Source organism: Paenibacillus sp. OSY-SE, assembly GCF_000283315.1.
Classification (GTDB): domain Bacteria; phylum Bacillota; class Bacilli; order Paenibacillales; family Paenibacillaceae; genus Paenibacillus_B; species Paenibacillus_B profundus.
In genome coordinates, this window is record NZ_ALKF01000171.1 from 44,886 (window position 1) to 70,308 (window position 25,423).

The following is a 25,423-nucleotide window of genomic DNA, read 5'->3' on the forward strand; positions in this document are numbered from 1 at the left end:
GCCTCTCCTTTATCATTACGATTATCGAAACGAAATTCGAGATTATAATGATATTCGAGGGTGATAGCATTGAAATTCAAGATAAAGAATTGGTTGTTTATAGGCGGAATCTTGGCCTTGGGCATTTGGATGGTTATTCATCCTTCTTCTAACCGTATCAAGCATCTCGTGAATAAGGTCGTGGAACATATAGAGGTATCTTCCAGCAATCGGGCATTTGCCATGGAGGAGCTGTCAGCTAAGTCTGCAGTTGTAATGGATCAAGATACGGGGGAAATTTTGTTTTATAAGAACGATCAAGAGCGGAAGGCTCCAGCCAGCACGACGAAAATGATGACAGCGCTGTTAGCGCTCGAAATGGCGGATATGAATACGGTAGTGACCGTCGGGAAGGAAGTGCTATGGACCGAGCCTGGGGAAAGCGTGGCTGGATTAAGCTTCGGGCAACGGCTCACGTGGAAGCAGCTCGTTGAAGCGATGATGCTGCCCTCAGGCAATGATGCGGCGCGCACGATCGCCGTTCAGCTGGGGAGGCAGTCACGGCAAGATGCCTCATTAAGCGAAGAAGAGGCTATGACCGCCTTTGTGGACCTGATGAATAAGCGGGCGGAAGAACTGGGGCTGCGCAACACCCACTTTGCGAATCCGCACGGACTGCATAATGCGAATCATTATAGCTCCGCTTATGATTTGGCAGTAATAGCGAAGGAAGCGATGAAGAACGAGCTGTTCCGCAGCATTGTCGGCCAAGTCGCGGCAGAAGTGAAGCTCGTTTCTTCTGCTCCGAGTGCGGTGATGAAGACGCTGACGAACCGGAATCGGCTTCTGCAGCAAGACAGCGGCTACTACTACGAGGGCGCGACAGGAATAAAGACCGGATTCACGGATGAAGCGGGATACTGCCTCGTCTCTTCCGCCGAGCGGGAGGGACACCGGATTATCGCGGTCGTGCTTCATTCGAACGCAGACAGCGTATGGTCGGATTCGCAAGAACTGCTCGATTACGGTTTTGAGCGGTTCAAAGCATAATTTTCAACTATAAGAAAACGTGGGAGATTGATAAAGATGTCGATGGTAGAAATAAAAGATATAAGCAAAACATATGCAGGGAAAATAAGTTACGAAGCGCTGTCCCATATTAATGTCTCGATAGCGGAAGGGGAATTCGTCGGTATTATGGGGCCGTCTGGAAGCGGGAAGACGACTCTAATGAATATGATCGCGACAATCGATGCTCCGACGTCGGGCGAAGTGTTGATTCATGGAAGTAATCCATTCCATTTGTCATCGGAAAAGCTGGCCATATTCCGCCGTCGTGAACTGGGATTTGTCTTTCAGGCCTTTAATTTGCTAGGTACATTGACAGTGAAGGAAAATATTGTGCTTCCCTTAACGTTGGATGGAGTCAGCGTAGAAGAATTGAATCGCAAAGTAGAAGCTATCGCGGAAAAATTAGGGATTACCACGATATTGCATAAGCGGACCTATGAAATATCCGGAGGACAGGCCCAGCGTGCGGCGATTGCACGCGCCATCATTCACCGTCCTAAGCTGCTGCTGGCCGATGAGCCGACCGGCAACTTGGACTCCAAAGCATCCCGCGACGTGATGGAGACGATGTCCAAGCTCAATAAGGAGGACGGAACGACGATGATGCTTGTTACTCATGATGCGATGGCGGCGAGCTATTGCGATCGCGTCGTGTTTATCAAAGACGGCCGGCTTCATCATGAAATTTCACGCAGTGACAATCAGCATATTTTCATGCGCAATATTATGGATGTTCTATCTGTGCTAGGAGGAAATCGAGATGACCTTTTCACAGTTGGCCTATCATAATATCGTTCGCAATAAACGAATGTATGCGGCGCATTTTTGGAGCAGCGCGTTTTCTGTTTTGATGTTTTTCACCTATGCCTTGCTCTTGTTTCACCCGGATTTGGATAGCGAGCTTGCGTCATCGAGCGTGACGATGAGCCTGCTAGGGACGATGGGACTGCGCGTATCGCAAGTTTTACTTGTTATTTTCTCATTTTTCTTTATCTTGTATTCTGTCGGTTCGTTTCTCAAGACCCGAAACAAAGAATTCGGCATTCTGATGATGCACGGGATGTCTCATCGGCAATTCCGCAACCTGGTGTTCATCGAGAATATGCTGATAGGCTGTGCTGCCAGTATGACTGGGATTGCGATCGGGCTTCTATTTTCCAAGTTCATTCTAGCTATGATTTCAAAATTATTGGCGATAGATAATGGTCTTTCGTTCTATGTTCCCGTTCAAGCGGTCGTTACTACGTTAGCAGCCTTTCTGGTTCTCTTTGTTCTCATCTCCCTAGTTACATCCAGAATGGTGAGAGTCAATCGGTTGATTGACTTGCTAAAAGGATCAGAGAAGCCCAAACCGGATCCGCAAGCATCGGTTTGGTTGTCGCTCTTAGCCATCCTTCTCATTGGAGCAGGGTACATGACTGTGTTTTCCTTTGCCACGGGATTGAGTTATTCACTGATTGTGCTCATGACAGGTGTCGTACTCGTTGTCGTAGGAACGTATTTCTTGTTCACCCAATTGAGCGTATATGTGATGCGCGCGTTGAAGCGAAAAGAACGGATGTACTTTAAGAAGACGAATCTGCTTACGATCTCGGAGCTTGCGTACCGGTTAAAGGACAATGCGAAGCTGTTTTTTATTGTCGCGGTTATTTCCGCGGTCGCTTTTACAGCTATCGGCACGTGTACCGCGATCGGACATCAAGGCTTGGCGGAAATGACGAATCCGTATGCCTTCACCTATTACTCTTACAAGGGAAATGAGCGGGAAGCTGAGCATGCTGCAGAGATTAAGAAGCGGCTTGATGAGGCGAATGTTTCATACCGGGAAGCATCCGCTGCTTTGAAATATGCCGGGAACGATTTGACATTCATGAAGTTGTCCGACTATAACAATATGGCTGCAGCGCTCGGCTATGAGACAGAGACGTTAACACAGGACAACGAGGCTTTCGTCGTTCCTACTTCCGTGTATCAGGAAAGAATATATAGCAATCAGGGTGCGGTTGATGAGGTTCAATTAACCGAAGGAAAGACGAAAATGGCATTCCAACTCATCAAGGCGGCCGCACACCAGGTGCTTCCGCAAGATTATGGAATTATTCAGCTCGTTGTCGTGTCGGACTCCATGTATGACAAGCTGCCGGATAACGACCGGGAAGGGGGATCTTCTTATACGGTACATGGCTTTGTCGTGGACCATTGGGAGAAGGCGGGAGCCGTGACGGATAAATTAATGACATTTTTCTACCCTGAGAATAAGAATAATTACGAAGAAGGGGCATTCTCCTTTGTTGCGTTGTATCCTCAATGGGTTATGGCCAAGCAGGCCAATGGCTTGTTATTGCTCATCAGCGTATTGATCGGAGTCGTGTTTTTCACTTTTGCCGCAAGCTTCTTGTACTTCCGTCTCTATACGGATAGGGAACGGGATCAACAGCAGGTGGAATTACTGTCTAAAATCGGTTTGACCCGAAAAGAACTGCATCAAGTGGTGACGCGCCAGCTTCTCATTATGTTCTTCTTGCCGATCGTAGTTGCTGTCATTCATAGCGGAGTTGCCTTTACAGCACTGCAGCAATTGGTCCATTTTTCGGTCGGAAAAAGCACGTTAACCGTGCTCGCCAGCTTTTTCGCCGTGCAAATCGTATACTTCCTCATCATTCGGTGGCGATATCTCCGGCAATTGCAAAAAGCGATGGTATAAGCAGTATGAGCAATACGAGCAGAATATGCAGTTGATGTGAAGCAAAAATCCCCCTAAGCAAACCGTAATCAACGGTCTAGTCTTAAGGGGATTTTCGTATTGCCATAGGTTATAGGGGTTACAAAGAAAGCGAGTGTACCGTAAGGTCCTTGACTTGCATTCTTTGTGGTTGCATTAGGGTTTACTCCACGCGGGAGTTGTTCTTCACGAAGTCGATGATTTCATCGACATAACCGAATGCCATCGCCGTTACTGTATCGGCAGCGCCGTAGTAAATCGCGATGCGGCCTGTTGCAGCGTCGACAAGTGATGCGCAAGGGAACGCTACGTTAGGCACGTCGCCTACGCACTCATACAGTGTGGACGGTTGCAGCAAGTACGGTTCGCTGCGGTATTTCACTTTCCATGGTTGATCCAGGTCGAGAATCGCAGCACCGAATGCGTATACGAAGCCGTTGCAGGAATTCAATACGCCATGGTAAATCATCAACCAGCCTTCGCTTGTCTCGATCGGAATCGGACCTGCGCCGACTTTCTTGCTCTGCCAGCCGCCAAGCGGTGCCATTACGTGACGATGACGTCCCCAGAATTCCAGATCCGGGCTCTCGCTGTAGAAGATATCGCCGAATGGAGTATGGCCCGTATCGGACGGACGGCTCACCATTGCGTAGTTGCCGTTAATCTTGCGTGGGAACATAACGCCGTTCCGGTTATAAGGCAAGAATGCATTCTCTAATTGGTGGAATGTTTTGAAGTCATGCGTGTACGCTACACCGATCGTCGGTCCGTGGTAAATGTTGCACCAAGTAACGATAAAACGGTCTTCAATCCAGCATACGCGCGGGTCGTAGCCCTCGATGAAGTTGCCGATCTCAGGATCGTCGCATTCAAACGTGAGAGGCTCTGGGTTGATGTCCCAGTTCAAGCCGTCTTTACTGAAGCCAGCATGCAAACGCATGTAGCGATTGCGGTCGTCACAACGGAATACGCCGGCGAATCCGCCTTCAAATGGAACGACAGCACTGTTGAAGATACTGTTCGAGTTCGGCAGCAGGTCCCGTGGAATAACAGGATTTTGGCTGTAGCGCCACAAGACGTCGCGATGGCCTTCTGGACGTTCTTCCCATGGCATGTTCGGAATGTCTGGACCGATGATTTTAATTTGGCTCATGATGCAAACCTCGCTTTGCGTTAATTTTCATGTTGAACCTGTGCAGCATAAGTACAATGACATCGTTGAGACCTTGAGACTAAGGTTGAGAGCCTTGTTAGTATTGTTGTCATGTTACATCGTCAATAGACCTGTGCCGCAACGTGTTGCTTGTAGAGGTTGTTCAAAAAGTTCCCTTTTGATCACGATGATCTTCTGGTATTTGAACACTCACTTGTGTACATAATCAACCGGTGATCCCCTCTTGTAGGAGCGTTACCGTATACCTAAAGAGTAAAACAGAGCATGCATAATGTCAAGTTGGTTTTGGGCATTTTACATCCAATATTGTGTGCAAAATACCTGAAATATGTGACATTTACTGTGCAAATGTAAACTTAAACAGGCTGTTTAACCGAATCGCGCCAGATAATGTCGACAGCGAGGCGAACGAGTTCCTTCGGACGGCCGATATTGCTCATGCGCCATACGATTTGCTCGCCTGCGCGCATGCCAAGCTCTTCCTTCGGCACATGCACCGTCGTTAAGGAAGGCTGCACGAGCATCGCTTCGGTAATATTGTCGAAGCCGGTTAAGGCAATATTATCCGGGATGCGCAAGCCTGCATTCCGGATTACTTGCATCATTTCAAGCGCGATGGCGTCATTGACGCAGACGAAGGCCGTCGGCTTGTGCTTCATGGCTGCGAACGCTTCTTGAAGCTCGGCCTCATTATAATAGTGCCGTGGCATCGTGTTAATGATGCAGCACGATTCGTTCACACGCAGGTCGGCTTCACGCAGCGCTTGCTGGAAGCCAGTCCAGCGTTCTTGATAGCTTAGGCACGAACCGATATCGCCCACGAACCCGATCTGGCGATGTCCCTGAGCAATCAATTCTCGCGTTAGCATATATACGCTATGAGTGTTATCCACCAACATAATATCGCTGCGCAGCAGCCCTAAGTTAAATTCGGCATGCGTATCGATAAATATAGATGGAATGCCGGCCGATTCAATCACTTCGTAATATTCGCGCAAGAAGGGCCCGATCATAATGACGCCTGCCGGCTTCTGCTGCAAGAAAAACGCAGGCAGCCGCAGTTCCCTTTCCTCTTCCATATCGACGATGGTCATAGCCAGCGTATAGCCGGCATCCTTCAACGTCCCGTTCAAGCCCCTCAGGAAGGTCGACCAGTAATGGTTGCCCATATAATCAGAATGAGTCAGTAAGGAAACAAGCCGATTTTTGGCCGGCGCAGATTCCGCCGAAGGCAGGTCTTGATGAAATTTTGTATAGCCGAGCTCGAGCGCTTTTTGAATGACGCGACGTTTCGTATCCTCGGGCATACCCGGATCATTGTTGAGCGCCTTGGAGACGGTGTTGCGGGACAAGCTCAGCGCATCGGCGATATGCTGTTGGGTAATCTTTGATTGTGCCATTTGTTCATCGCTCCGATTAGTGGTTGATTAGCAAACATGTAATACGTACCGTGTAGAGTTAGTACAAGTATAATTGAGGTTTACATTTTTGACAAATGTAAAGTTACAAAGTGGATCGTGTTATAGAACATCTGCAGCTGTAAAAAGGTACATAAATTATATATGAACAATTACACATATAGGTCATTAGTATGAATTTTAGCAACTTTGGTTGGCATGAAGAACAAGCTTATTTACAATGTGAAAGGATGCTTTTTTCCTGAAAAAACACTATATTTTCAATATTTGTTCATTAACAAATCCATATCCGTGACCGATAACTACATCATCATTTACATAAAGGAGTCACTGGAAAAATGCACAAAGTGGTAATTCATGAAGCGGATCGCAACGTCTTTCAATCCATTTGGACAACAGTCTGGAAGGAAGAGGGATATGAAATAGAGCCTTCAGCCCATACGTTGGTACAAGTTCTGGTCTTTAATGAAGCAAATGTTCCTGTCGGCACATTTGAGTTAAAGCCGTACCACTTTAACGGAAGTCCTTTGAACGAAATCGCCCCGTTTCGGGAGCAAGCCGAGATTACTGCCGATCCTTGCTCTGTGGCTGAAGTCGATAAGGTTGCTTTGCTGCGCGAATATCGAGGTCAAAATGTTTCACGTCTCTTATCATCCATTGTCCATTATTCTCGACAGTATAACATTGTTCATTGCGCTTGCTTGATGGAACCGGTATTTGCCCGGGCTCTTCGCATCTCATTTCACGTCCCAATGAGGCAAGTAGGCAAGAAGACGTATTATAAAGGAGATGATGTCGTTCCGACACTCATTCATGTCGGCGACATTTGGCACGACCCTGAATCCTATCCATGGTATATTTCGATGAGCTGTCAACCTGGTTGATGTGAACTTTAATGGCATTACTATTTCATATTATTAATATATTAAACTCGAACGATAGAAAGTTGGTAGATGGCGTGAATGAACATTCAATACTTGACCAGCGCAACCGATTGTTTGTCAAAATTATATGGGTCATGCTCGGCATCGGCATTGTTGCGGATGTCGCAGCGGGGATTACAGGAGCCATGCTATATATGCTGATAGGTATCGGGGCTGCCGCTTGCGGCTTGGCTACCTTTTTGACCTATAAGCGCATCGGGACACAGTACATCATGTACCTGATTCCGGTATTTTTATGCTCCCTCGTATTGATGTTGATGAAGTCGGATCCGAATCCGATATTTAGCACGTATTTATTGTTCTATGTCGTCATTGGATTGATGACGTTATATCAGAATTACCGTCCTATCGTATTTACCGGAGTTATTAGCATGGCGATGACGGTCTACGTCGTGTCTGATCCGGTTCTGAGTAAACAGTTGTTTGAGGGCGAGCCGTTGCTATATTTATTAATGTATCTCCTCTTTGTGACGATTGCGCTCAGCGCATCAGCCGTCTTTAGCGAAAGGCTGCAGCGTCAAGTGCTCGTTCGCGGTACAGAGGCGCTGAAGGCGAAGGAGCGGGCCGAAGGGCTGCTTGAGCAGATTCAATCTTCGATTACGATGCTGGATGAATTCAGCCAAGAGCAGAAGGGGCGCGCGGAATCGACTGGAGCCATCTCTCGCGAGGTGACAGGCACATTCGCCCAGATCTCGTCGACTATCGAGCGGCAGACGGATAATCTGCACGGCATCGGCAGCTCGGTGCAATTCGTGGATCGCGCCGTGGGCCATGTTGCGGACGGAACGAATCAACTGGAGCAGGTGGCCTCGGCTACACGCCAGTTGGTAGAGCATGGCAGCGGGCAAATTGACATGCTAGTCAATGAAATCGACCGTGTGGAACGAGTGGTGCGGAAGACGGTGGAGCTGATGAACGATTTGAACGCTCAGACGGAACAGGTACGCGATATCGTAAGTACGATTAGCGATATATCCGCGCAGACGAATCTGCTATCCTTGAATGCGGCGATTGAAGCGGCCCGCGCGGGCGAACACGGGAAGGGCTTCGCCGTCGTGTCTGGAGAAGTCCGCAAGCTGGCAGACCATACGCGTGGCGCGACGGAAGATATTACGCGCATTCTCGGAGCGATTGGTGCGCAGATCAATGAAGCAGCCGGACAGGTGCAGCGTGGTCAATCCGCTGTGACGTCAAGCGTTGAGGCGACAGGCGAGGTCGAGCGCATCATGCGCAGCATGACGGAGAACACGGATATGGTGAACCGCCAATCCGAAGCGATGCGCGAAGCAGTGCAGGAGCTGCAGCAGCAATACGCGAGCATGGCGCAAGGCGTAGTCACCGTTACGGACAGCACGGAGCAGCATATGGCTTCCGTCGAAGAGGCATTGGCCAATATGGAGCACCAGCACAGTGATATTAAGGCGTTGGTCGACGGATACGCGAGACTGGACAAGCATGTCAGCGACTTGAAGCGATTGTCGGCAGAAGAGTAGAATAAGCTAGGGCAAGGGTCTGTCAGGACATACATACTGATAGGCCCTTTTTCTATATTTGACGGCATGGTGCAGCACCCTTGCCGACGAAGGGAGAGATGTGTGCATGCAAGGGCATGAATCTGAAATAACGGTAGCGGGGCTTGTTTTGAGTGCTTTTTCGAGAGGGATGCGGTGGTTTGATTTGTCCAAATGTAAGCCTGTCATAGCTATAGGAATGGGATGCTCGCTATTATTGTCGCTAGTCAGCTGTCATTCGGCGAGCTTGGAACAAAAAAATGTGGAGCGGGACGTGTCCAATCCACCAGTCACGGTCGTGTTGAACAGTCTCGGCATAACCTTCCCCGAGCCGTTGACGGAGAATGACAACCCATATTTGTCGTACATAGAAGCGAAGACCGGACTTAATGTGGAAGTCATCATTCCACCGTCGCACCGATACGAGGATCGCGTCGGCGTAATGATGATGTCGAGCCATACGCCTGATCTCATCAGCATTTCCGACCCGAATTGGGTGTCGCATTATGCGCGCAAGCAGATGCTGGCGCCCCTCGATCATTTGATTGCGCGCTATGCCCCGCAGCTGAAGGAGCGGATCCCGCCTGAGGTATGGGAGCAAGTGTCTTTTAACGGGCAGGTGTATGCCATTCCGAGTCTGAATGAAGCGGAAGGCTTGGAGATGATGTACGTCCGCAAAGACTGGTTGGACCGCTTCGGGCTTAAGCCGCCGGAGACGCTCGAGGATATGGTGGAAATGATGCGGGCCTTTGTCGCGCTCGATCCGGATGGCAATGGAGTGCGGGATACGTACGGCACTAGCTTTATCGAAGAATTCGGACGCTCCTCTCCGTGGTTCGGCGCATTTGGAGTTCAGCTGAACCAATGGGTGGAGCGGGATGGCAAGCTGGTGTATTCGAATATGCTGCCGGAAATGAAGGACGCCCTCGCCTTTTTACGCGGGCTCGTGGAGGAAGGACTTGTCGATCCGCTCTTTCCAATCCAGACGCAGCGGGGCTTGGAACGGCAAGTGATGGAAGGGCGCCTCGGACTGTTCGCGGGCACATGGTATGATACCCGCGGTGTGCTGGAGAGAAGCGCGGCGCGTCATCCAAGTGCGGAATGGATTTCAATTCCGTATCCGCAGGGTCCTGGAGGAACCGGCATTTATGCGTTGCCGACGGTGCGTTCTTATCAAGTTATTCCGACATCAAGCCCGCATGCAGTCGAAGCGCTGCAGCTCTTGAGCTTTATTTCTGGAGAGGGGCGCGACACGTTAAAGTTCGGATTTGAAGGTAAAGTGTGGGAGTGGAAGGATGGAGATCGGGTGACGAACATGGAGGTGCACAATCGGGATCATTACCGCGGACTGTATGCGAATCTGTCCGACATTCCCGATGAAGGCTTTACGCAGAGTCGGCTCGATGCGCTCGGTATGCGCTATCACTTGTACGACAACCTTCGGTATATGGCCACCTATGTGCGGCCGAGCGCCTTTCAATCGCTTCCGACTCCGGCGATGACTCGGTATGCGCCGCTCCTGTTGAAGAAAAACGATATGTTAATTGATATTGTGCTCGGGAACCGGCCACTGGACGATTTCGAACGATATGCAGCCGAGTGGTTGGCCGAAGGCGGGGAAGAGATGACCCGCGAAGCGAATGCGTGGTTCCAATACAGCAGGAACCGGGTGGGTTCGGCAGTATTCCGCAGCGGGCAAGAGGGGAGTAGTGGCCATGCTTCAGGCTCTTTTTAACCGGTTCCGCCAGCGCATTCAGTGGCGCCTGACCGTCTATTTCGTGCTCATTCTCATTCCGCTGCTGCTGACGGGTTGGTTCTCGAATGAGCGCTCGCAGCAGCTGTTGTTGTCTGAGACGACGGCGCGAACGGAAAGCGCGATGCATGCCCTGATGGACAACATCGAACTCGTGCTGCAGAACGTAGAGGAACTGTCCGCCATGCTGTCGACGGACCCAGAAATGAACGCTACGCTGGCTCAATCCAGACGCACTGTGGAAGCAAAAGACGTGATGGCGTTCGTTCGCATGCGCCGCCAACTGTCCGATTTCCTGTCCATACATCCGATGTTCTCACAGATTGCCGTGTATCATGATCATTCGAACTCGGTCATATCGACGGCGCATGGCGTGCTGCCTGTCGCTCGCGCGGATGAACGCATATGGCTGCGGCAGACGCTGAATGGGATGGGCACCGGGATTGTGTACATGCTGCCCGATGAGCGTATTGGCGGAGGCAAGCCGTTCGGCCAAGTATTCGGCGCGGATAGTCTGGCAGTAGTGCGTTCCATGGACATCTATAATCCGAACCGGGAACGGCATGCGCTCATTATTAGTCTCAATACTCCGCGCATACAGCAATATATCCGCTCTCTTCTGCCTTCTGCGCAGGCGGAGATTCATCTGTATACGGCCGATGGAAAATGGGTGACGGGAACAGCCCAGCGGCCGGAACCGTACGACAGCTATGCCTCTTACGCCGAGAAGCACAACCAAGTGCTCATTCGCACCGAATCGCCTTATTACGGCTGGTCCTTGACGTTGGCTCAACCGAAGGATGAAATTTTTGCCCAATCCTATCAGTTGGAGCATTATGCGGTCTTCATGATCGTCTTGAGCGTCGTGCTCGCTCTAGTTATGGCATTTAGCATTTACAAAAGCATCGCCGCCCCCATGCGGAAGCTCGCTCGCGGCATGCGGGCCATGACAAGCGGCAACCTGGACGTGCGTCTGGTATCGGACCGGCAAGATGAGTTCGGCATGGTGACGCATCTATTCAACCACATGGCCTCGCAGCAGCAGCATCTCATTCAAGACCACTATGAACAGAGCCTTAGGCTGACCAACACAGAACTGAAGCTGCTTCAGTCGCAAATCCACCCTCATTTTTTGTACAATACGCTAGACTCCATCTATTGGATGGCGAAGCATTCGGATGCGGAGGACATTTCGGAAATGGTGCTGCATTTGTCGCGCTTTTTCCGATTGAGCCTGAGCAAAGGCAAGGATGCGCTCACTGTAAAGGAAAGCCTGGAGCATTTGCACGCGTATGTCCGTATTCAGCAGCTGCGGTTCATGGATCAGTTCCGGGTCGAATATGACGTCGATCCGCGGGCCGAGCCGCTGCCTATCGTCAAGCTGCTCGTGCAGCCGATCGTCGAGAACGCGCTCATCCATGGCGTGGAGAAGTCAGCGCAAGAGGAGCTGCTGCGCATCACGGTGCGGCTTGAAGATGCAGGACCGCAGCAAGCGCTCATCATCGCCGTGTCCGATTCGGGCGCAGGTATGAGCGAAGCGGTGCGGGAACGGCTTCAGCGGCAACTGTCGGCCGTGCTGCAGCAGCCCGTGCAGCATGGCATGCAGCCAGAAGGCGATGCAGATGCGGGCTACGGGCTGAGAAACGTCGTGGCGCGCATGCGTTTAAATTATGGCCCGCATGCCGATATCCGTATCGATAGCGCCTTGGGGAAGGGCACGACCGTAACGCTCATTCTGCCCTTGTCCGAGCCGTACGAGCCCAAGGCCGCAATGGCATGAAATGTCGTAATCATCGCAATCGATTCCATTAATAAGAAGACAGGCAGATGGCCAACTCAACCGAGATGAATTCTGCTTAATAAGGTTCAAAGGAGGAAACAGTGGAATGAATTTATTAATCGTGGAGGATGAACCCCGCCTTCGCCACAGCTTAACGGACATGATGCCGTGGGAGCAAGCGGGAATAACGGGAGTCACGTCGGCCGCGACCGTGGAGGAAGGAAGACGTTGGCTCCAGGTGAAGCGGCCGGATATTTTGCTCGTGGACATCCAACTGCCGGATGGAGACGGCCTAGCTCTGGCACGTCAAGCGATGGAATGGAACGCCGAGGTGAAGACGGTCATCTTGAGCGGACACGATCATTTTCCTTACGCGCAGGAGGCGCTAGCCTTGGGCGTCAAGCAATATTTGCTGAAGCCGGCGGGACAGGAGGCGATTGTGCAGGCCGTCTCGGAGGCGGTCGCGGAGCGCCGCCAAGAGATTCAGCGCAAGCACGATTACGCCTCGCTGCGGCAGCAGTGGCATGATCATCTGCCGGTGTTGCAGCAGCGCACGCTGCGCTTGGGCATGGAAGCGAGCCTCTCCGCCGCCGCCTTCCGCCAGCGGTTGGCGGAGCTTGGCATCGACCTTGTGCAGGAGGAGCGCTATGCCGTCATGGTCATCGAGCCCGATCCATTTCCGCCCGAGCGGATGCAAGCCTTCGGCGAAGATGCAGCGCTCTTGCAATTCGCCGTTGGCCAAGTGGCCGAAGAGACGCTCAGGGCAATGGGGGCCGGATCCGCTCTGCTGTGCCGTGACGTCGATAAGCCGATCGGCATTCTGTTCCGGCACGCCGGCGGCGATAGCGTTGCAGCGGACGGCGACGCGATGCTCAGCATTCATGCGATAGCTGGCAAAATGCTGGAGCACATCAAGACGTCGCTCAAGCTGACGGCAAGCGCAGGCATCTGCTCCGCGCACGGCCGGCTTGCGGAAGTACCCCGTTTATATAAGGAAGCGCTGTTCGCCCTGAGCCAGCGGCTCGTGCATGGGGGGGATATCGTCATTCCGTATCGGGAAGACGGACTTATTCGGCCGCCCGATAATGCAGCCGCAGTCCTCCAGAGCGAGCCGTGGGAGCGCGAGCTTGATATCGCGTGGAGTACGGGCGACGAGCCGCTTGCGTCCGATATTGCAGAGGCTTGGATCGGCGCTGTGTGCGCGGTGGAGCAGGCAGAGACACTCAAGGAGCAGATGATGTTCCTGCAATCCTGGATCGTCACTTGGATACGCAAGCAGGGATGGTCGATGCACGAGGTTATGCAGGAGGATGCGAAGTGGTTCCACCACGCCGCGGAACTGCGCACGAAGCAGGAATGGGGCGACTGGATGCGGAGTGTGGTGCGGCGGATCGGAATGCAGGCGAGCATGGTCAGGCGGCGCAGCGGCAATCGGCTCGTCGCGGAAGTGAAGGAACTGATTGAGCGGGAGCTTCATACCGAGCTTACGCTGCAGGCAGTGGCGGATCGGCTCTTCATGAACGCTTCATACTTGAGCAGGCTGTTCAAGCAAGAGATGGACCGCCCGTTCTCCGCCTACTTGCTGGAGCGCCGTATGGAGCGCGCCAAGGATGTGCTTTTCCAAGGAGATCGGGTGTATGATGCCGCCCATGCAGCGGGCTTCCGCGACGTCAGCTATTTTACGAAGGTGTTCCGTAAATATTGGGGAGTCACGCCTAGTGAATGGAAGCGAGGATGATGAAGGCGTGGGGGCAGCTCAGCAATTGCCGCATTGCTATCAATTTACCAGAAGAAGTCATGACTCTCCTGTATTCCTGAAGGCTGCCTTCCCGTACGCTATAAGTGCGAGTTCAAAAAGAACGCTTTCAGCACTGAGAAGGTTGCAAGAACTCGAAGCATATTCTCTTCGAGAGTGAATGCAAGATTGAGGCATGCGGAGTCAAGGAAAGGATGGGGGAGATGGATACGAAAGAGATGGACAATGCTCCGCGCTCACCGACGCGTCATTACTGGCGCAAGCTGTGGAGCGACGTGCGCAAGGACTGGGACTTATACATCGCGCTCATACCGGGCGTCGCCTTTCTTCTCTTGTTTAAGTACACCCCAATGTATGGCGTCGTCATTGCCTTCCAGGATTTCAACATCTTCAGCGGCATTGCGGACAGCCCGTGGGTCGGATTGGAGCATTTTGCGCGGCTGTTCCAATCTCCGAAGTTCGCGCAGGTGTTTTGGAATACGCTCATCATTTCGGTGCTGAAAATCGTGCTTCTATTTCCGCTCCCGATCCTGCTGGCCATTCTGATGAACGAGCTGACGAAAATGTGGTTCAAACGCCCGGTGCAGACGATTATTTACATGCCCCACTTTCTGTCTTGGGTCATCGTCAGCGGCTTGTTCATAGATCTGCTGTCCATTAATGGAGGTCTCGTCAATCGAATCATTGAATGGTTCGGGGGAGAGCCGATTAAATTCTTTCTCGATAACAGCGTCTTTCGCTGGCTGCTCGTCGGTACGGCCGGTTGGAAGGAGGCGGGCTGGGGCACAATCGTCTATTTGGCAGCCTTGAGCTCCATCGATCCGCAGCTGTACGAGGCGGCGAAGATGGACGGCGCGAACAAGTTCAGGCAGATTTGGCACATTACGCTGCCGGGGCTCGTTCCCGTTATCCTGCTCATGTTCATCCTGCGGCTTGGCCACATGCTGGAAGCCGGTACGGAGCAAATACTCGTCATGTATAACCCGGTCGTCTATAACGTATCGGACGTCATCGGAACTTACGTGTACCGCACCGGTCTCGGGGAACAGAATTACAGCTTCTCGGCTGCTGTGGGCTTGTTCGAATCGGTGGTCGGCTTCATCCTCATCATGAGCGGCAATTATATTAGCCGGCGCACGCTCAATCGCGGCATCTGGTAGAGAGCGTGATGCGCCCGGCATGTCGGCGTAGTCGAGTGCGCAGCGTGGATGAATCAACGCGCCCGAGCAACAGAGGGAAGGACAGATAAATAACGGGGCGCCACTATTGAAGAAAGGAGGCACGGCATGAAAACGGAACTAAAGAAGACGACAGCGAAGCCGTCAACGATCCGCATATCGGCCGGAGAGCGTGTCTTCCACGCGCTGAACTATATCTTTTTTGCCCTCGTGTCATGGACGACGCTGTTTCCGTTCCTCAATTTGCTCGCCAAATCGCTTAGCAGCGAAGAGGCGGTGTTATCGGGACGCGTGTCCTTGTTTCCGGTCGACATTCAGTTTGGCACTTATCTGTATGTATTGAGTGATGCCAAATTCATGAACGCCTTCATGGTATCCGTTACGATAACGGCGGCGGGCACCGCTATCGGATTAATTATGACGGCTATTGCCGCCTATCCCTTGTCCAAGCCGCGCTTGCGCGGGCGCAAGTTCTTCATTTTGATGTACGTGTTCACGATGCTGTTCAGCGGTGGACTCATTCCCGCTTATTTGCTCATGCACCGGCTTGAACTAATCGATACGCTATGGGTGCTCTTTTTGCCGAGTATGATTAGCGTGTTCAATATGTTAATCATCAAAAACTATTTCGAGTCGCTTCCCGATGAGCTGGAGGAGTCAGCCAAAATGGACGGCGCATCCAACCTGACGATTCTGCTTCGCATTACCGTGCCGTTATCATTGCCTGTGTTTGCGACGATTGCGCTCTTCTATGCGGTCGGCTTCTGGAATGATTATTTCGCCTCCATGATTTACATCAACTCGCCTGAATTGAAACCGCTTCAACTGTATTTGAAGGAGCTGCTTATTCACTCCAACATCACCTATCAGGACGGAGGGCATGTGCCGAACATCGATGCCGTCATGAACACGACACCGCAGGCGATTCAAGCCGCTTCGATTCTCGTGGCGACCTTGCCCATCTTGCTCGTTTACCCGTTTCTGCAGAAGTATTTCGTGAAAGGGGTGTTAATTGGTTCCGTTAAAGGTTAACGGCGTGAAGGATTGCTACAGGAGAACAAAAGAAAAGAGCGGAGGAATGTTCATGCGGCGTAATCAGATCTGGTTATCAATCGTGGCGGTGATCGCGGTGCTGTCGCTTATCGGCTGCAACGGCTCCAAGTCAGGCGCAGGTGCGGACGGTGGAGAAGGGGACGGGAAGCAACTGCGGCAACTGATGCCGTTCGAACGGTTCGAGCCGAACGGAGACGCGGTGGCGCAGTATTTGAAGGAGAAGACCGATTATACGGTTAAGTATGAAATGCTGCCCGCGGAGAATGCCGATGAGAAGTTGAACCTGCTTATGGCGAACAAGGAGCCGTACGATGTGTTGAAGCTTGCTCCGGCGCAATATTATCAGCTTGTGTCGTCTGGGGCACTCGAGCCGCTCGATGACTTAATTGAACAGTACGGGGCGAACATGAAGCAGGTCATCGGCTCCGAGTCTTGGGAAGGCGCGCGCTATGAAGGAAAAACGTATGCCATCCCTGAAACGGGAGGCGGCAGCGGCACGGCATCGTACGCGCTTGTCGTGCGCCAGGATTGGCTCGATGAAATGAACATGAAGGCGCCGACGAATCTCGACGAATTCGTCACCGTACTGAGAGCTTTTAAGGAGAAAAAGAAGGTAATCCCGTTGACGGGTGGTAAAGTACCTGTGCATCCGGACATCGCAAGCGTCTTTGGCTTAACGACGGCATGGATGGAACGGGACGGCAAGATCATTCATTCCGTCGAAGCGCCAGAGATGAGGGAATACCTTGCCTTCATGAGCACGCTGTATAAAGAGGGGCTCATCGACTCGGAGTGGGGCATTAACACGGCAGATAAATCGATTGAAAAGGTTGCCAGCGGCAAGGCGGCCATGTACAGTCCGGGCTGGTGGGTAGCGCCGAACCTCGTGAACGCCTTGGCGAAGAACTTCCCGGATGCAAAGCTGGGGATCGTACCTGTGTTGAAGGATAAGGCGGGCGTGGCACGAGTAGGCTCTGCTGGAAATACGATTAACTACTTCATCGCAGTGCCGAAGTTCGCGAAGCATAAGGAAGAAGCCGTCAAATGGCTCGACATGAAGTTTGACAAAGACATCTTCAAGGGCATCGCCATCGGTGAGGAAGGCGCACATCACAAGCTCGAGGACGGCGTCTATACACCGATTATGCCGAAGTTCGCCGATGAGCGCAGCAACGCGAGCTCGTTCCTGACGGGAGTGGATGAGAAGAACTATCCGATTTACTGGCAGGCGCGCCTGAAGAAAAATCCAGTCGTGGAAAGCTATTTCGCCACATTCCAAAAGAACGCCGAAGGATTGCTCGTCATCGATCCGATGAGCGCGGCTCCGCCGATTCCAGACATCTCGAAAAACCTGCAGCGGCTGAACAAGTATCAGGAGGACACATTTATCAACTTCATCAGTGGGACGGAGCCGCTCGACAATTACGATCAGTTTCTCACCGAATGGCGCGCTCAGGGCGGCGAGGAGATGGTGAAGGCCGCTAACGAGTGGTATGCCAAGCGCTAAAACAAAAGAATGCGTTCCATTAACAGAGATTGCACCGCCAGGTATCCATTGGGCGGTTGCAGTCTCTTTCATGTGTTTCTCGCATTTGTCGCTCTTGTACCACATGTCGATAGAAATGCCAATCACGGCTCCATCTCCGACGCGTGCTGCAACTCTTGCCTGAAGCTGACGAATCCCTCTACAATCGCGTTTAGCTCCACTCTCCTGCTGGTTCAGATGGGAAATGATATTGGCACCGCACGTGCCTGAAGCAGTTACTTCATCCCTTTGAGCTTAGTCACACTCTTCCATCGGTTCAGAAGCGGAGTGTAGGAGTGGTGAGGAGACTCAGTGTAAAGTGAGTCCTCTGACTGAAAGGGAGAATGGAGCTAAAGGTAAAGTAGTATAGAGAATGTCGTCTAGAATGTCGTCTACGTCTACCAGGCAGGTTCGCCAACGTGTATCGTGTCAAATGAACGATGGAGGACATTTCAAATCCCTTTTTGTTAAAATGTCAGAGATCATTCCTTTCTGGAGTCAATGCAGTAGGTCATCAATATAACGAGGTGTTTGAATGAACGACGTGGCGGTTACGGAGTGGAAACAAGATGTAGGGGATGAGTGGTCTCCTGAGCTGGATGAGCTGGACGACAGCATGCTGGTGCAGCGCGCGAAGCAGGGCGATCGGGAAGCGTATGGCGAATTGGTGCGCAGGCATCGGGCCAAAGTATACGGCTACGCCCGATCTATCACGCAGGAACCATTTCTGGCCGAGGATATTGTGCAGGATGCACTCATCCGGGCTTTTCTGCATCTCGGTTCGCTGGTGGATGCCGCACGGTTTCTGCCTTGGATCCATCGGATTGTGCGCAATCAGGCGTACACGAAGCTGAGGAGCAAGCCGATCGCCCAAGAGAGGACGTTCACCGGCTTGATGCGGGATGTGGAAGCGGAGTTGGAAGAGGAACAGTGGCACAATCTCGATTATATTATGCTCCGGCTTGCCCGTTCGGGAGTAGAAGGGAACGCGCAGGAAGCCACCCCCGAAGAGAGGATCGTGCGCAAGGAACTGCTTGAGACGATTGGCGGCATGCTGCGGTGCTTGAACCGGAAGGAACGGCAAATATTCGAGTCTCATTTCTTCGATCATTTGTCTCCTCAGGAAATTGCCAAGCTGTTCCGCCTGTCAACTGCCAATGTATATCAAATCTTATCTCGTTCCCGAAAAAAAGTCGTTCAAGAAAAAATCCGCGTGTCTGTTGACCACTATGTCATGAACAGGAAGGATATGGGGTGCATGAAAACAAAGCTGCTGCCTAATTCCGGCACGCTAGCCGAAACATTTACATGGACGTCCGCCGCTTCGGCCTTGCACGGCCTGCTGTCCTATACGGACAAGGAGGAGTCGCTGACGAGGATTATGGGATTGAGCGGATATGCGTTCCGCATCAACATTTGCCCAGGCGACGTCAACATTGCCGGCCCGACTATTTACGATTTCAGGGATATTTTATCAAAAGGCTTGCGCAATCTCGGGTTCAGAGCCCGTATCGTCGACGCTATGCCCTTGAAGCTTGGACCGAACACCAATCTGGTGGATGCGTCCATGCTCACGCCGGAAGCGAAAGCGAAGCGTAAGCTGCACGAGGCGCTTCCCGAAGCGCTCAATCTGATTCACGATTCCATTGATCGGGGGCTGCCCGTGCTGTCGTGGGATTTATTCGTACCTGAGTTCGGCCTCATTTATGGCTATGATGATGGAGCGCGAAAGCTTACGGCTGTGGAGTGCGGCAAAGAGGAACATATTCCTTATGATCATTTGGGACGGGGGATTCTCGAGGATTTATTCGTGCTGGCTATTGATGAGCCATGTACAACGGATGAACGCGGCCAACTAAAGGGTGCGCTGCAATTGATTCTGGATCACTATCATGGCAGGGAAGAGCAGCCACAGTACAGCGTACATGGCTTGGCCGCTTATGATGTCTGGGTGGAAGCCTTCCGCGGTGGAACGGTCGAACCGAACGGCAATTCATATAACATCGCCGTCGTTCAGAACGCCCGACATTACGCGGCACAGTTCCTGAATGAGTTGAGTGACACGTGGCAGGGCGGCGATGCCGCAGCAGATGATCGCCTCCGCAACCTAGGCAAGGAAGCGGCTGGGCTATATGCGAGCATGGCCGAGCAGCTGCAGGAGCTGCAGCAGATGTTTCCGTTCCCTGCCGGGGGAGAACCGAACGAATCGGAGCAGGCTGGACGCGCCATCACGATTTTACAGTCGGTCAAAGCGTTGGAAGAGCAGAGTATCGTCTTGTTGGGGCAGATGGATGCGGAACTGAACAAATAAGACGACGGGGACATCCTAAACAGGCGGGGTATCCCCGTTTTATTTTTGCGGAAATACGAAAGGAAGGCCCCCCGCTTAACACCAACGCAAGCGGGGAGACAAAAGCAAGCTGCTTAGACGGGACGGATGGACGGCCACTGCAATTCGATACCTAACTGCTGCAGCAGGCGCTGGTACGCTTCAAGATGCTGCTGCTGGCTTCGCACCGCGCGTGGCGCGATGCCCTTGTTCAAGGCATATGCCGCAAGAACGCCGGCCGATTCGCCAATGTTCCATTCAGCTGGATGCAAGCGGTAGCAGCCGTTAGTGATGTGCGTGGTGCCGATATTTTTGCAGGCCGGTATGAGATTGTCCATGCGGACGGGCAAGAGGCTCCCAAGTGGAATCTGAAACGGCAGGGAGGAAATATCTATGTAATTATTCCCGCCTGTCGAAGGGTGAAGATCGATGCGGTAGCAGCCGATGCCGACCGAATCCGGGAACGTTTCCGCCGGCTGTCCTGGGCGGAAATCGGTTGAGATGTGCTGCTCCAAGACGGTGAACTCGGCTTGAATCCGTCTCGATTCCCGGACGTAGGGGTACATCGCCATCCCGTCCGCTGTCCCCGCGACATCCTTGCGGAGTCGCAGGCCCGGATAACCGCAGCCTCCGTCATGCCGCGGCGCCTCAGTCTGCATCCAGTACAGCAGCGACAGGCTGAGCTGCTTCGCATCGTTCAGATGCTGTTCTTTTTCAGCTTCGCTAACATCGATAATGGAGCCGAGCCAGTAATCGTTCTGCGGCCAATTGACGACCGTCACGGCTTGGGGAATGGAGTCGGCAGCCTGATCATACAGCGAAGGATCGGTGATTTGCCGGTAATGAAACAGCGGGAACGACCCTTGTTCGCGAAAGAGAGAGTATTTCACCGGCTCTAGGGTAGACGGCTTGACACCGATCCAGCTCAGCAGGCGATCTGGCCAAAAGGATGGCTTGTATTGGCGCCAGAAATCGTAGCGATCCGGCTTCGCAATCGTATGGTTTTCGCCTTCTTCGTAATCGACGGCGAAGCAATAAGTGATGCCCTGCATATTTTGCGGCTCAGCGGCCCCCGGAACGGCATGCGGTTCGCCAGTGTCACGCTGCGATTCCGCTCCAGTGACATATTCCGTACCGGATAAGGCGAGCAAATCGCCGCATTCGGTCGCATCGAGAAAATAGGGCGCCGTGCAAGTATATGCGTTCCCTTCCGCATCCTGTACGGTGACGGCACGAATGCGGTCGCCTTCGACCTCGGCGCCAACCGCGCGGCAGCTGGTGTGGATGGTGAGCCGGCCGCTATGCACATAAGGGAACAGCATCGATTCCAGCACGTGCAGCGCAATGCGCGGATCGTGACACAGGCGGCTCACGTTGCCGTTCCCGGGGTTCAAGTTCCGATTCGAGCGCGCCTTCGCGTTGAGCGGCAGATGCTCGCGATAGTAGCGGCGTATAGCATTGCGGAACTGCCGATACGTCTCCGTGCAGCCGAACTGCTCAATCCACGGATGTTCGTCCGGTGGAACGAGCTGGCTTGTCAATTGTCCGCCGATGCGGGCGGTCTCTTCCGTGAGCAGCACCGTCTTTCCCAATCGACAGGCGGCCAATGCCGCGGCGCAGCCCCCCATGCCTCCGCCGATGATGACGAGATCAGCTTCCCATTCGGACTTTTGTTGTGCCATAATATACTCCTCCTTGCAGCGTTGTTTTCCAATCATTACCTACCAATATTATTATAGGAAAACTGGAGTGCAGCCGAATAGCGAATTTCTTTGCTATTTGTGGTAATTGGGATACGAATTTCCTTAAAACGAAAACAAGACACGTTGGCCGGGAGGAAATTGAGGCCATGCGTGTCCTGTCGTAAGCACCGGAGGGGTGGGTTGAGGAAGTTAGCTATATTAATGGTTAGGGGCGTTCATTGACGAATGCGTTGCTCGACCTTTGCCGTCAGTTCTTTCTTCGACTTGATGAACTGCTCGACGAGTTCATAGAGAGTGACGCCGGTATCAAGGGACTTTTTGTCCTTGAACGTGGCATAGCCGTCGCCGCCGGCAATGAGGAAATCATTCGTCGCTACGCGGTATGATTTATCCGCAACGAGTGCTTGGCCTCCGACCTTAACGTCGGTTACGCGGCTGCCTTGCGGCTGCTTCTTGTCGAAGGAGAAGGACATGCCGCTAATTTGCGGGAAGCGCCCGGAACCAGAGTCGAGTTCGCTCACGCCGTTCTCCAGCGCGGCTTTCAGTTCGCTGCCGCTCACTTCCACGACAGTAAGCGTGTTTGGGAATGGCAGCACGTCATACAGATTCCGCTTCGTTACATCTCCGGCGAGGATGGATGTGCGGATTCCGCCGGAATTCGTCAGCGCCACATCTGCCTCGAAGCCCGGCATGCTGCGTGTCCGCTCCAGCATTGCATCCGTGATCAGATTGCCCAGATTCGTTTCTTCCGCACGGATTTTGGTGCGGTCCCCTTCAAGCGCAACCGCTGCCGTCGCGATTTTTTCATTCAAGAGTCCATCGGTTTCTTTCTTCAAATCATCGACCATCTTGGCGATGCCTGCATCCGGTGCAGTCTTCTCGTCATATTCGAGCAATCCGCCTGAGAAGTGGACAAGCGCGCCGTCATGGTAGAACAAGTCGACCCGGCCAAGCGATTTGCTATACTCCCAGTCCTGCACAATATAGGTGCCGTTCACGAGCTCCGGCTCTGCAATGCGTGTATGGGAATGCCCCCCGATAATCAAGTCGACGCCCTGCACTTGCTTCGCGATGTCACGGTCTTCCGTCAACCCGGAATGGGAGACGATAATGACATGATCCGCTTGCTTCTGCAGCTTCGGCACCCACTCCTTCGCAACCTCCACTGGATTGGTAAATGTGAGCCCCTTCACATTGTCTGGATGGGTGACGATAGGCGTATCTTCGGTAATGAGGCCGAGAAAGGCGAATCTTTTACCTTCGATTTGCTTGATGACATACGGCTGCAGCAGCGGCTTGCCTTGTTCGTCGAACACGTTGGCGCCGAGCACGGGGAACTTGAACAGCTTGCTGGCCTTCGTCAACTGCTGATGACCGAAGTCAAATTCGTGATTGCCGGCGACCATGAAGTCATAACCAATGGCATTGACGATTGGGGCAACCGACTCGCCTTGAGACAGGTTGACATAGATAGTTCCTTGAATCATGTCGCCCGCATCGACTAGCATGGTGTTCGGATTTTCTTCCCGAAGCGACTTCATGAGTGTCGCCAGCTTGGCATAGCCCATTTCTTTAGCTTTTTCATCGTCCAGAATGTGGCCATGTACATCATTCGTATGGCCAATCGTAACATGGACCGTAATGGCATCGCCCAGCGTCTTGAAGAACTGCTCGCGAGTAATCGGTCCCGTCTGACTGCTATCGAACTGCAGCTCAAGCCCTGCCTTTTTAGCTACAGCTTGCAGCATGACTGCGTCGGCAGGCTGGTGGAGCTGCTTCCACTGTTCTGCGCTTACGATGCTTTGCTGCTTGGCCCAGGTGAGTGCTTTGGCGCCCCAGTGGCGGATAGAAGGATCGGCGGCTGTCACCGTTTGTTCCGTTCCTTGGACACGCGCCAGCATTACGACCGCTTCGGCAAGCGTAATCGGGCGTTCCAGAGCCACATCGTTGCCCGAGCCGGAAATATAGCTCTTTTCCTGCATCCATTGAACGTGGTTGATGGGCTGCAGGGGATCCGCATATAAGGACCCGGCAAATATGGATGTAATGAGTGCTGCCAACACTGCGGATACGCCTATTTTTTTCATTTTTCTAACCGACCTCCGTTTTTTGGGTTTCTGTTGAGTTGCTGTAAATTGATCGTAAGACAAGGGGGAGCGGGGAACAATGCACGCTTTGTTAAATGTATATAAAAGTTATGTAAAGAGATGCAGCGGCGCATATAAAAAGGCCAATCAGAAAGTTAATGTGCATGTTCAAAAGGATACTTTTTGAACAATCTCTAATAAAAAAGCTGTCCCGGCCACATTGATGTGAGGGACAGCTTGGTTGCTCGTGCTCTATCTATTTGTATTATAGCTCATCGAATCCGTTATCGTCGCCGACCTTGCCGTAATTGCGGGACTTCGCCTCGAAGAAGTCGGTCTTCGTCGCATTCAGCGCCTCGTCGGAGAATGGTTTAATCCACGGCATGCAGTTCACGTCCACGCCGTCGTACGCTTTGTCCATGCCTATGAGGCTCAAGCGGCGATTGGCGATGTGCTTGATGTAATCGCTCAGCTCGCGCAAGTCGATGCCGCGCACATTTTGCAGCGTGTAGTGCGCCCAGTTCGTCTCCAACTGCACGGCCCGGTCGATCGTCTCGTAGACGAACTTCGTATTCTCTTCCGTGTTCAGCTCTGGGAAGTCACGCAGCAGTTGCTTGAACACTTCGCCGAAGAAGTAGCAGTGCTGGTTCTCGTCCCGCTGAATATAGGAGATCATTTGGCTTGTCGCCATCATCTTCTGATCGCGCGCCAGGTTATAGAAGAAGGCGAATGTGCTGTAGAAGAAGATTCCTTCCAGAATCAAGTCCGCGACGAGCGCTTTGAAGAACGTCTGAGGCGTCGGGTCGTCGCGGAATGTTTGATAAATGTCGGCGATGAACCGGTTGCGCTCAAGCAGCACGCGGTCATGCTTCCAATATTCGAAGATCTCCTTCTGTTCCTGGTCAGATACCAAGGAAGAGAGCACGTAAGAATAAGATTGGTTATGAACGACCTCCTGCTGCGCAATGATGGCTGCGATGGCCTCCAGGGAGGAATCGGTGAAGTATTTCTTCACATCTCCGACGAACATCGTCTGCATGGAATCGAGCACCGCCAGGAGCGAGATATTAATCTTGAACGCATTCCGCTCTTCAGGCTCGAGCAGCGGGTATTGCTGCGCATCCTTGGACATCGGAATTTCATCCGCGATCCAGTGGTTGAGCAAAAGCACTTTATACAATTTATACATATGCGGCATGCGAATGTCGTCCCAGTTCAACACGCCGGAGCATTCTCCCATAATAATGCGCGTCGATTTGTTCGGTGCTTCCGTATTGAAAATGAGCTGACGGTTGAGCTCGCGATCGAGTAGTGTCATCATGACTCTCCTTTTCTGTTAAAGATCGTGATCAAAAAGGTCCCTTTTCAGCACCGAGAAGGTTGCAAGAACTCGAAGAAGGAGGAGCGCAGTGTAGATGGAGACTACATGAGCACCGGACT

The 25,423-nt window shown here is 52.4% G+C and carries 17 protein-coding genes; 12 read left to right on the forward strand and 5 right to left on the reverse strand.

Annotation, left to right across the window (positions count from 1 at the left end; translation table 11 throughout):
* Window positions 1-60: 60 nt before the first annotated feature.
* Genes A372_RS0110765 through A372_RS0110775 form a run of 3 tightly spaced genes read left to right on the forward strand, consistent with a single transcriptional unit; the run spans window position 61 to window position 3,754 of the window.
* Window positions 61-1,029, forward strand: a complete 969-nt coding sequence (locus tag A372_RS0110765) for a D-alanyl-D-alanine carboxypeptidase family protein (RefSeq protein WP_443146834.1) — start codon at window positions 61-63, stop codon at window positions 1,027-1,029.
* Window positions 1,030-1,065: 36 nt separating this feature from the next.
* Window positions 1,066-1,839, forward strand: coding sequence for an ABC transporter ATP-binding protein (locus A372_RS0110770; RefSeq protein ID WP_019420853.1), 774 nt, complete (start codon window positions 1,066-1,068; stop codon window positions 1,837-1,839).
* On the forward strand, window positions 1,811-3,754 hold the full coding sequence (locus tag A372_RS0110775) for an ABC transporter permease (protein WP_019420854.1): 1,944 nt from the start codon (window positions 1,811-1,813) through the stop codon (window positions 3,752-3,754). The genes A372_RS0110770 and A372_RS0110775 overlap by 29 nt, the downstream gene beginning before the upstream one ends.
* 181 nt (window positions 3,755-3,935) lie before the next feature.
* On the opposite strand, the gene A372_RS0110780 is transcribed toward A372_RS0110775, so the two are convergent.
* Together A372_RS0110780 and A372_RS0110785 are read right to left on the reverse strand one after the other, a co-directional pair.
* A complete protein-coding gene (locus A372_RS0110780) occupies window positions 3,936-4,925 on the reverse strand; it encodes a glycoside hydrolase family 130 protein (RefSeq protein ID WP_019420855.1) in 990 nt (329 codons plus the stop codon).
* 377 nt (window positions 4,926-5,302) lie between these two features.
* On the reverse strand, window positions 5,303-6,346 hold the full coding sequence (locus tag A372_RS0110785) for a LacI family DNA-binding transcriptional regulator (protein WP_019420856.1): 1,044 nt from the start codon (window positions 6,344-6,346) through the stop codon (window positions 5,303-5,305).
* 356 nt (window positions 6,347-6,702) lie between these two features.
* Here A372_RS0110785 and A372_RS0110790 point away from each other — a divergent pair, with 356 nt between their 5' ends.
* The 9 genes from A372_RS0110790 to A372_RS0110830 all read left to right on the forward strand — a co-directional run bounded on the left by A372_RS0110790 (window position 6,703) and on the right by A372_RS0110830 (window position 20,175).
* Window positions 6,703-7,248 (forward strand): hypothetical protein, encoded by a 546-nt coding sequence (locus A372_RS0110790; protein WP_019420857.1) that lies wholly within the window; start codon window positions 6,703-6,705, stop codon window positions 7,246-7,248.
* Between the two features lie 74 nt (window positions 7,249-7,322).
* On the forward strand, window positions 7,323-8,801 hold the full coding sequence (locus A372_RS0110795; RefSeq protein WP_026011004.1) for a methyl-accepting chemotaxis protein: 1,479 nt from the start codon (window positions 7,323-7,325) through the stop codon (window positions 8,799-8,801).
* 106 nt (window positions 8,802-8,907) lie between these two features.
* Window positions 8,908-10,554, forward strand: coding sequence for an extracellular solute-binding protein (locus tag A372_RS0110800; protein ID WP_019420859.1), 1,647 nt, complete (start codon window positions 8,908-8,910; stop codon window positions 10,552-10,554).
* Window positions 10,535-12,352: a cache domain-containing sensor histidine kinase gene (locus tag A372_RS0110805; RefSeq protein WP_019420860.1), complete on the forward strand. Its 1,818-nt coding sequence runs from the start codon at window positions 10,535-10,537 to the stop codon at window positions 12,350-12,352. The genes A372_RS0110800 and A372_RS0110805 overlap by 20 nt, the downstream gene beginning before the upstream one ends.
* Window positions 12,353-12,458: 106 nt before the next feature.
* A complete protein-coding gene (locus A372_RS0110810; protein ID WP_019420861.1) occupies window positions 12,459-14,090 on the forward strand; it encodes a helix-turn-helix domain-containing protein in 1,632 nt (543 codons plus the stop codon).
* A gap of 221 nt (window positions 14,091-14,311) precedes the next feature.
* On the forward strand, window positions 14,312-15,268 hold the full coding sequence (locus A372_RS0110815) for an ABC transporter permease (protein ID WP_019420862.1): 957 nt from the start codon (window positions 14,312-14,314) through the stop codon (window positions 15,266-15,268).
* Window positions 15,269-15,394: 126 nt separating this feature from the next.
* Window positions 15,395-16,318: a carbohydrate ABC transporter permease gene (locus tag A372_RS0110820; protein WP_019420863.1), complete on the forward strand. Its 924-nt coding sequence runs from the start codon at window positions 15,395-15,397 to the stop codon at window positions 16,316-16,318.
* Window positions 16,319-16,370: 52 nt separating this feature from the next.
* Window positions 16,371-17,846 (forward strand): extracellular solute-binding protein, encoded by a 1,476-nt coding sequence (locus A372_RS0110825; protein ID WP_019420864.1) that lies wholly within the window; start codon window positions 16,371-16,373, stop codon window positions 17,844-17,846.
* 553 nt (window positions 17,847-18,399) lie between these two features.
* A complete protein-coding gene (locus tag A372_RS0110830) occupies window positions 18,400-20,175 on the forward strand; it encodes an RNA polymerase sigma factor (RefSeq protein ID WP_019420865.1) in 1,776 nt (591 codons plus the stop codon).
* A 113-nt stretch (window positions 20,176-20,288) separates the two neighbouring features.
* Here A372_RS0110830 and A372_RS0110835 read toward each other — a convergent pair whose 3' ends face one another.
* The 3 genes from A372_RS0110835 to A372_RS0110845 all read right to left on the reverse strand — a co-directional run bounded on the left by A372_RS0110835 (window position 20,289) and on the right by A372_RS0110845 (window position 25,301).
* The gene (locus A372_RS0110835) at window positions 20,289-21,875 is read right to left on the reverse strand and encodes an FAD-dependent oxidoreductase (protein ID WP_019420866.1); all 1,587 of its coding nucleotides are present in this window, start codon (window positions 21,873-21,875) and stop codon (window positions 20,289-20,291) included.
* A 236-nt stretch (window positions 21,876-22,111) separates the two neighbouring features.
* Window positions 22,112-23,983 (reverse strand): bifunctional metallophosphatase/5'-nucleotidase, encoded by a 1,872-nt coding sequence (locus A372_RS0110840; protein ID WP_019420867.1) that lies wholly within the window; start codon window positions 23,981-23,983, stop codon window positions 22,112-22,114.
* A 265-nt stretch (window positions 23,984-24,248) separates the two neighbouring features.
* Window positions 24,249-25,301 carry a ribonucleotide-diphosphate reductase subunit beta gene (locus A372_RS0110845; RefSeq protein ID WP_019420868.1) on the reverse strand — a complete coding sequence of 351 codons (1,053 nt, stop codon included), beginning with the start codon at window positions 25,299-25,301 and terminating at the stop codon, window positions 24,249-24,251.
* Window positions 25,302-25,423 lie beyond the last annotated feature (122 nt).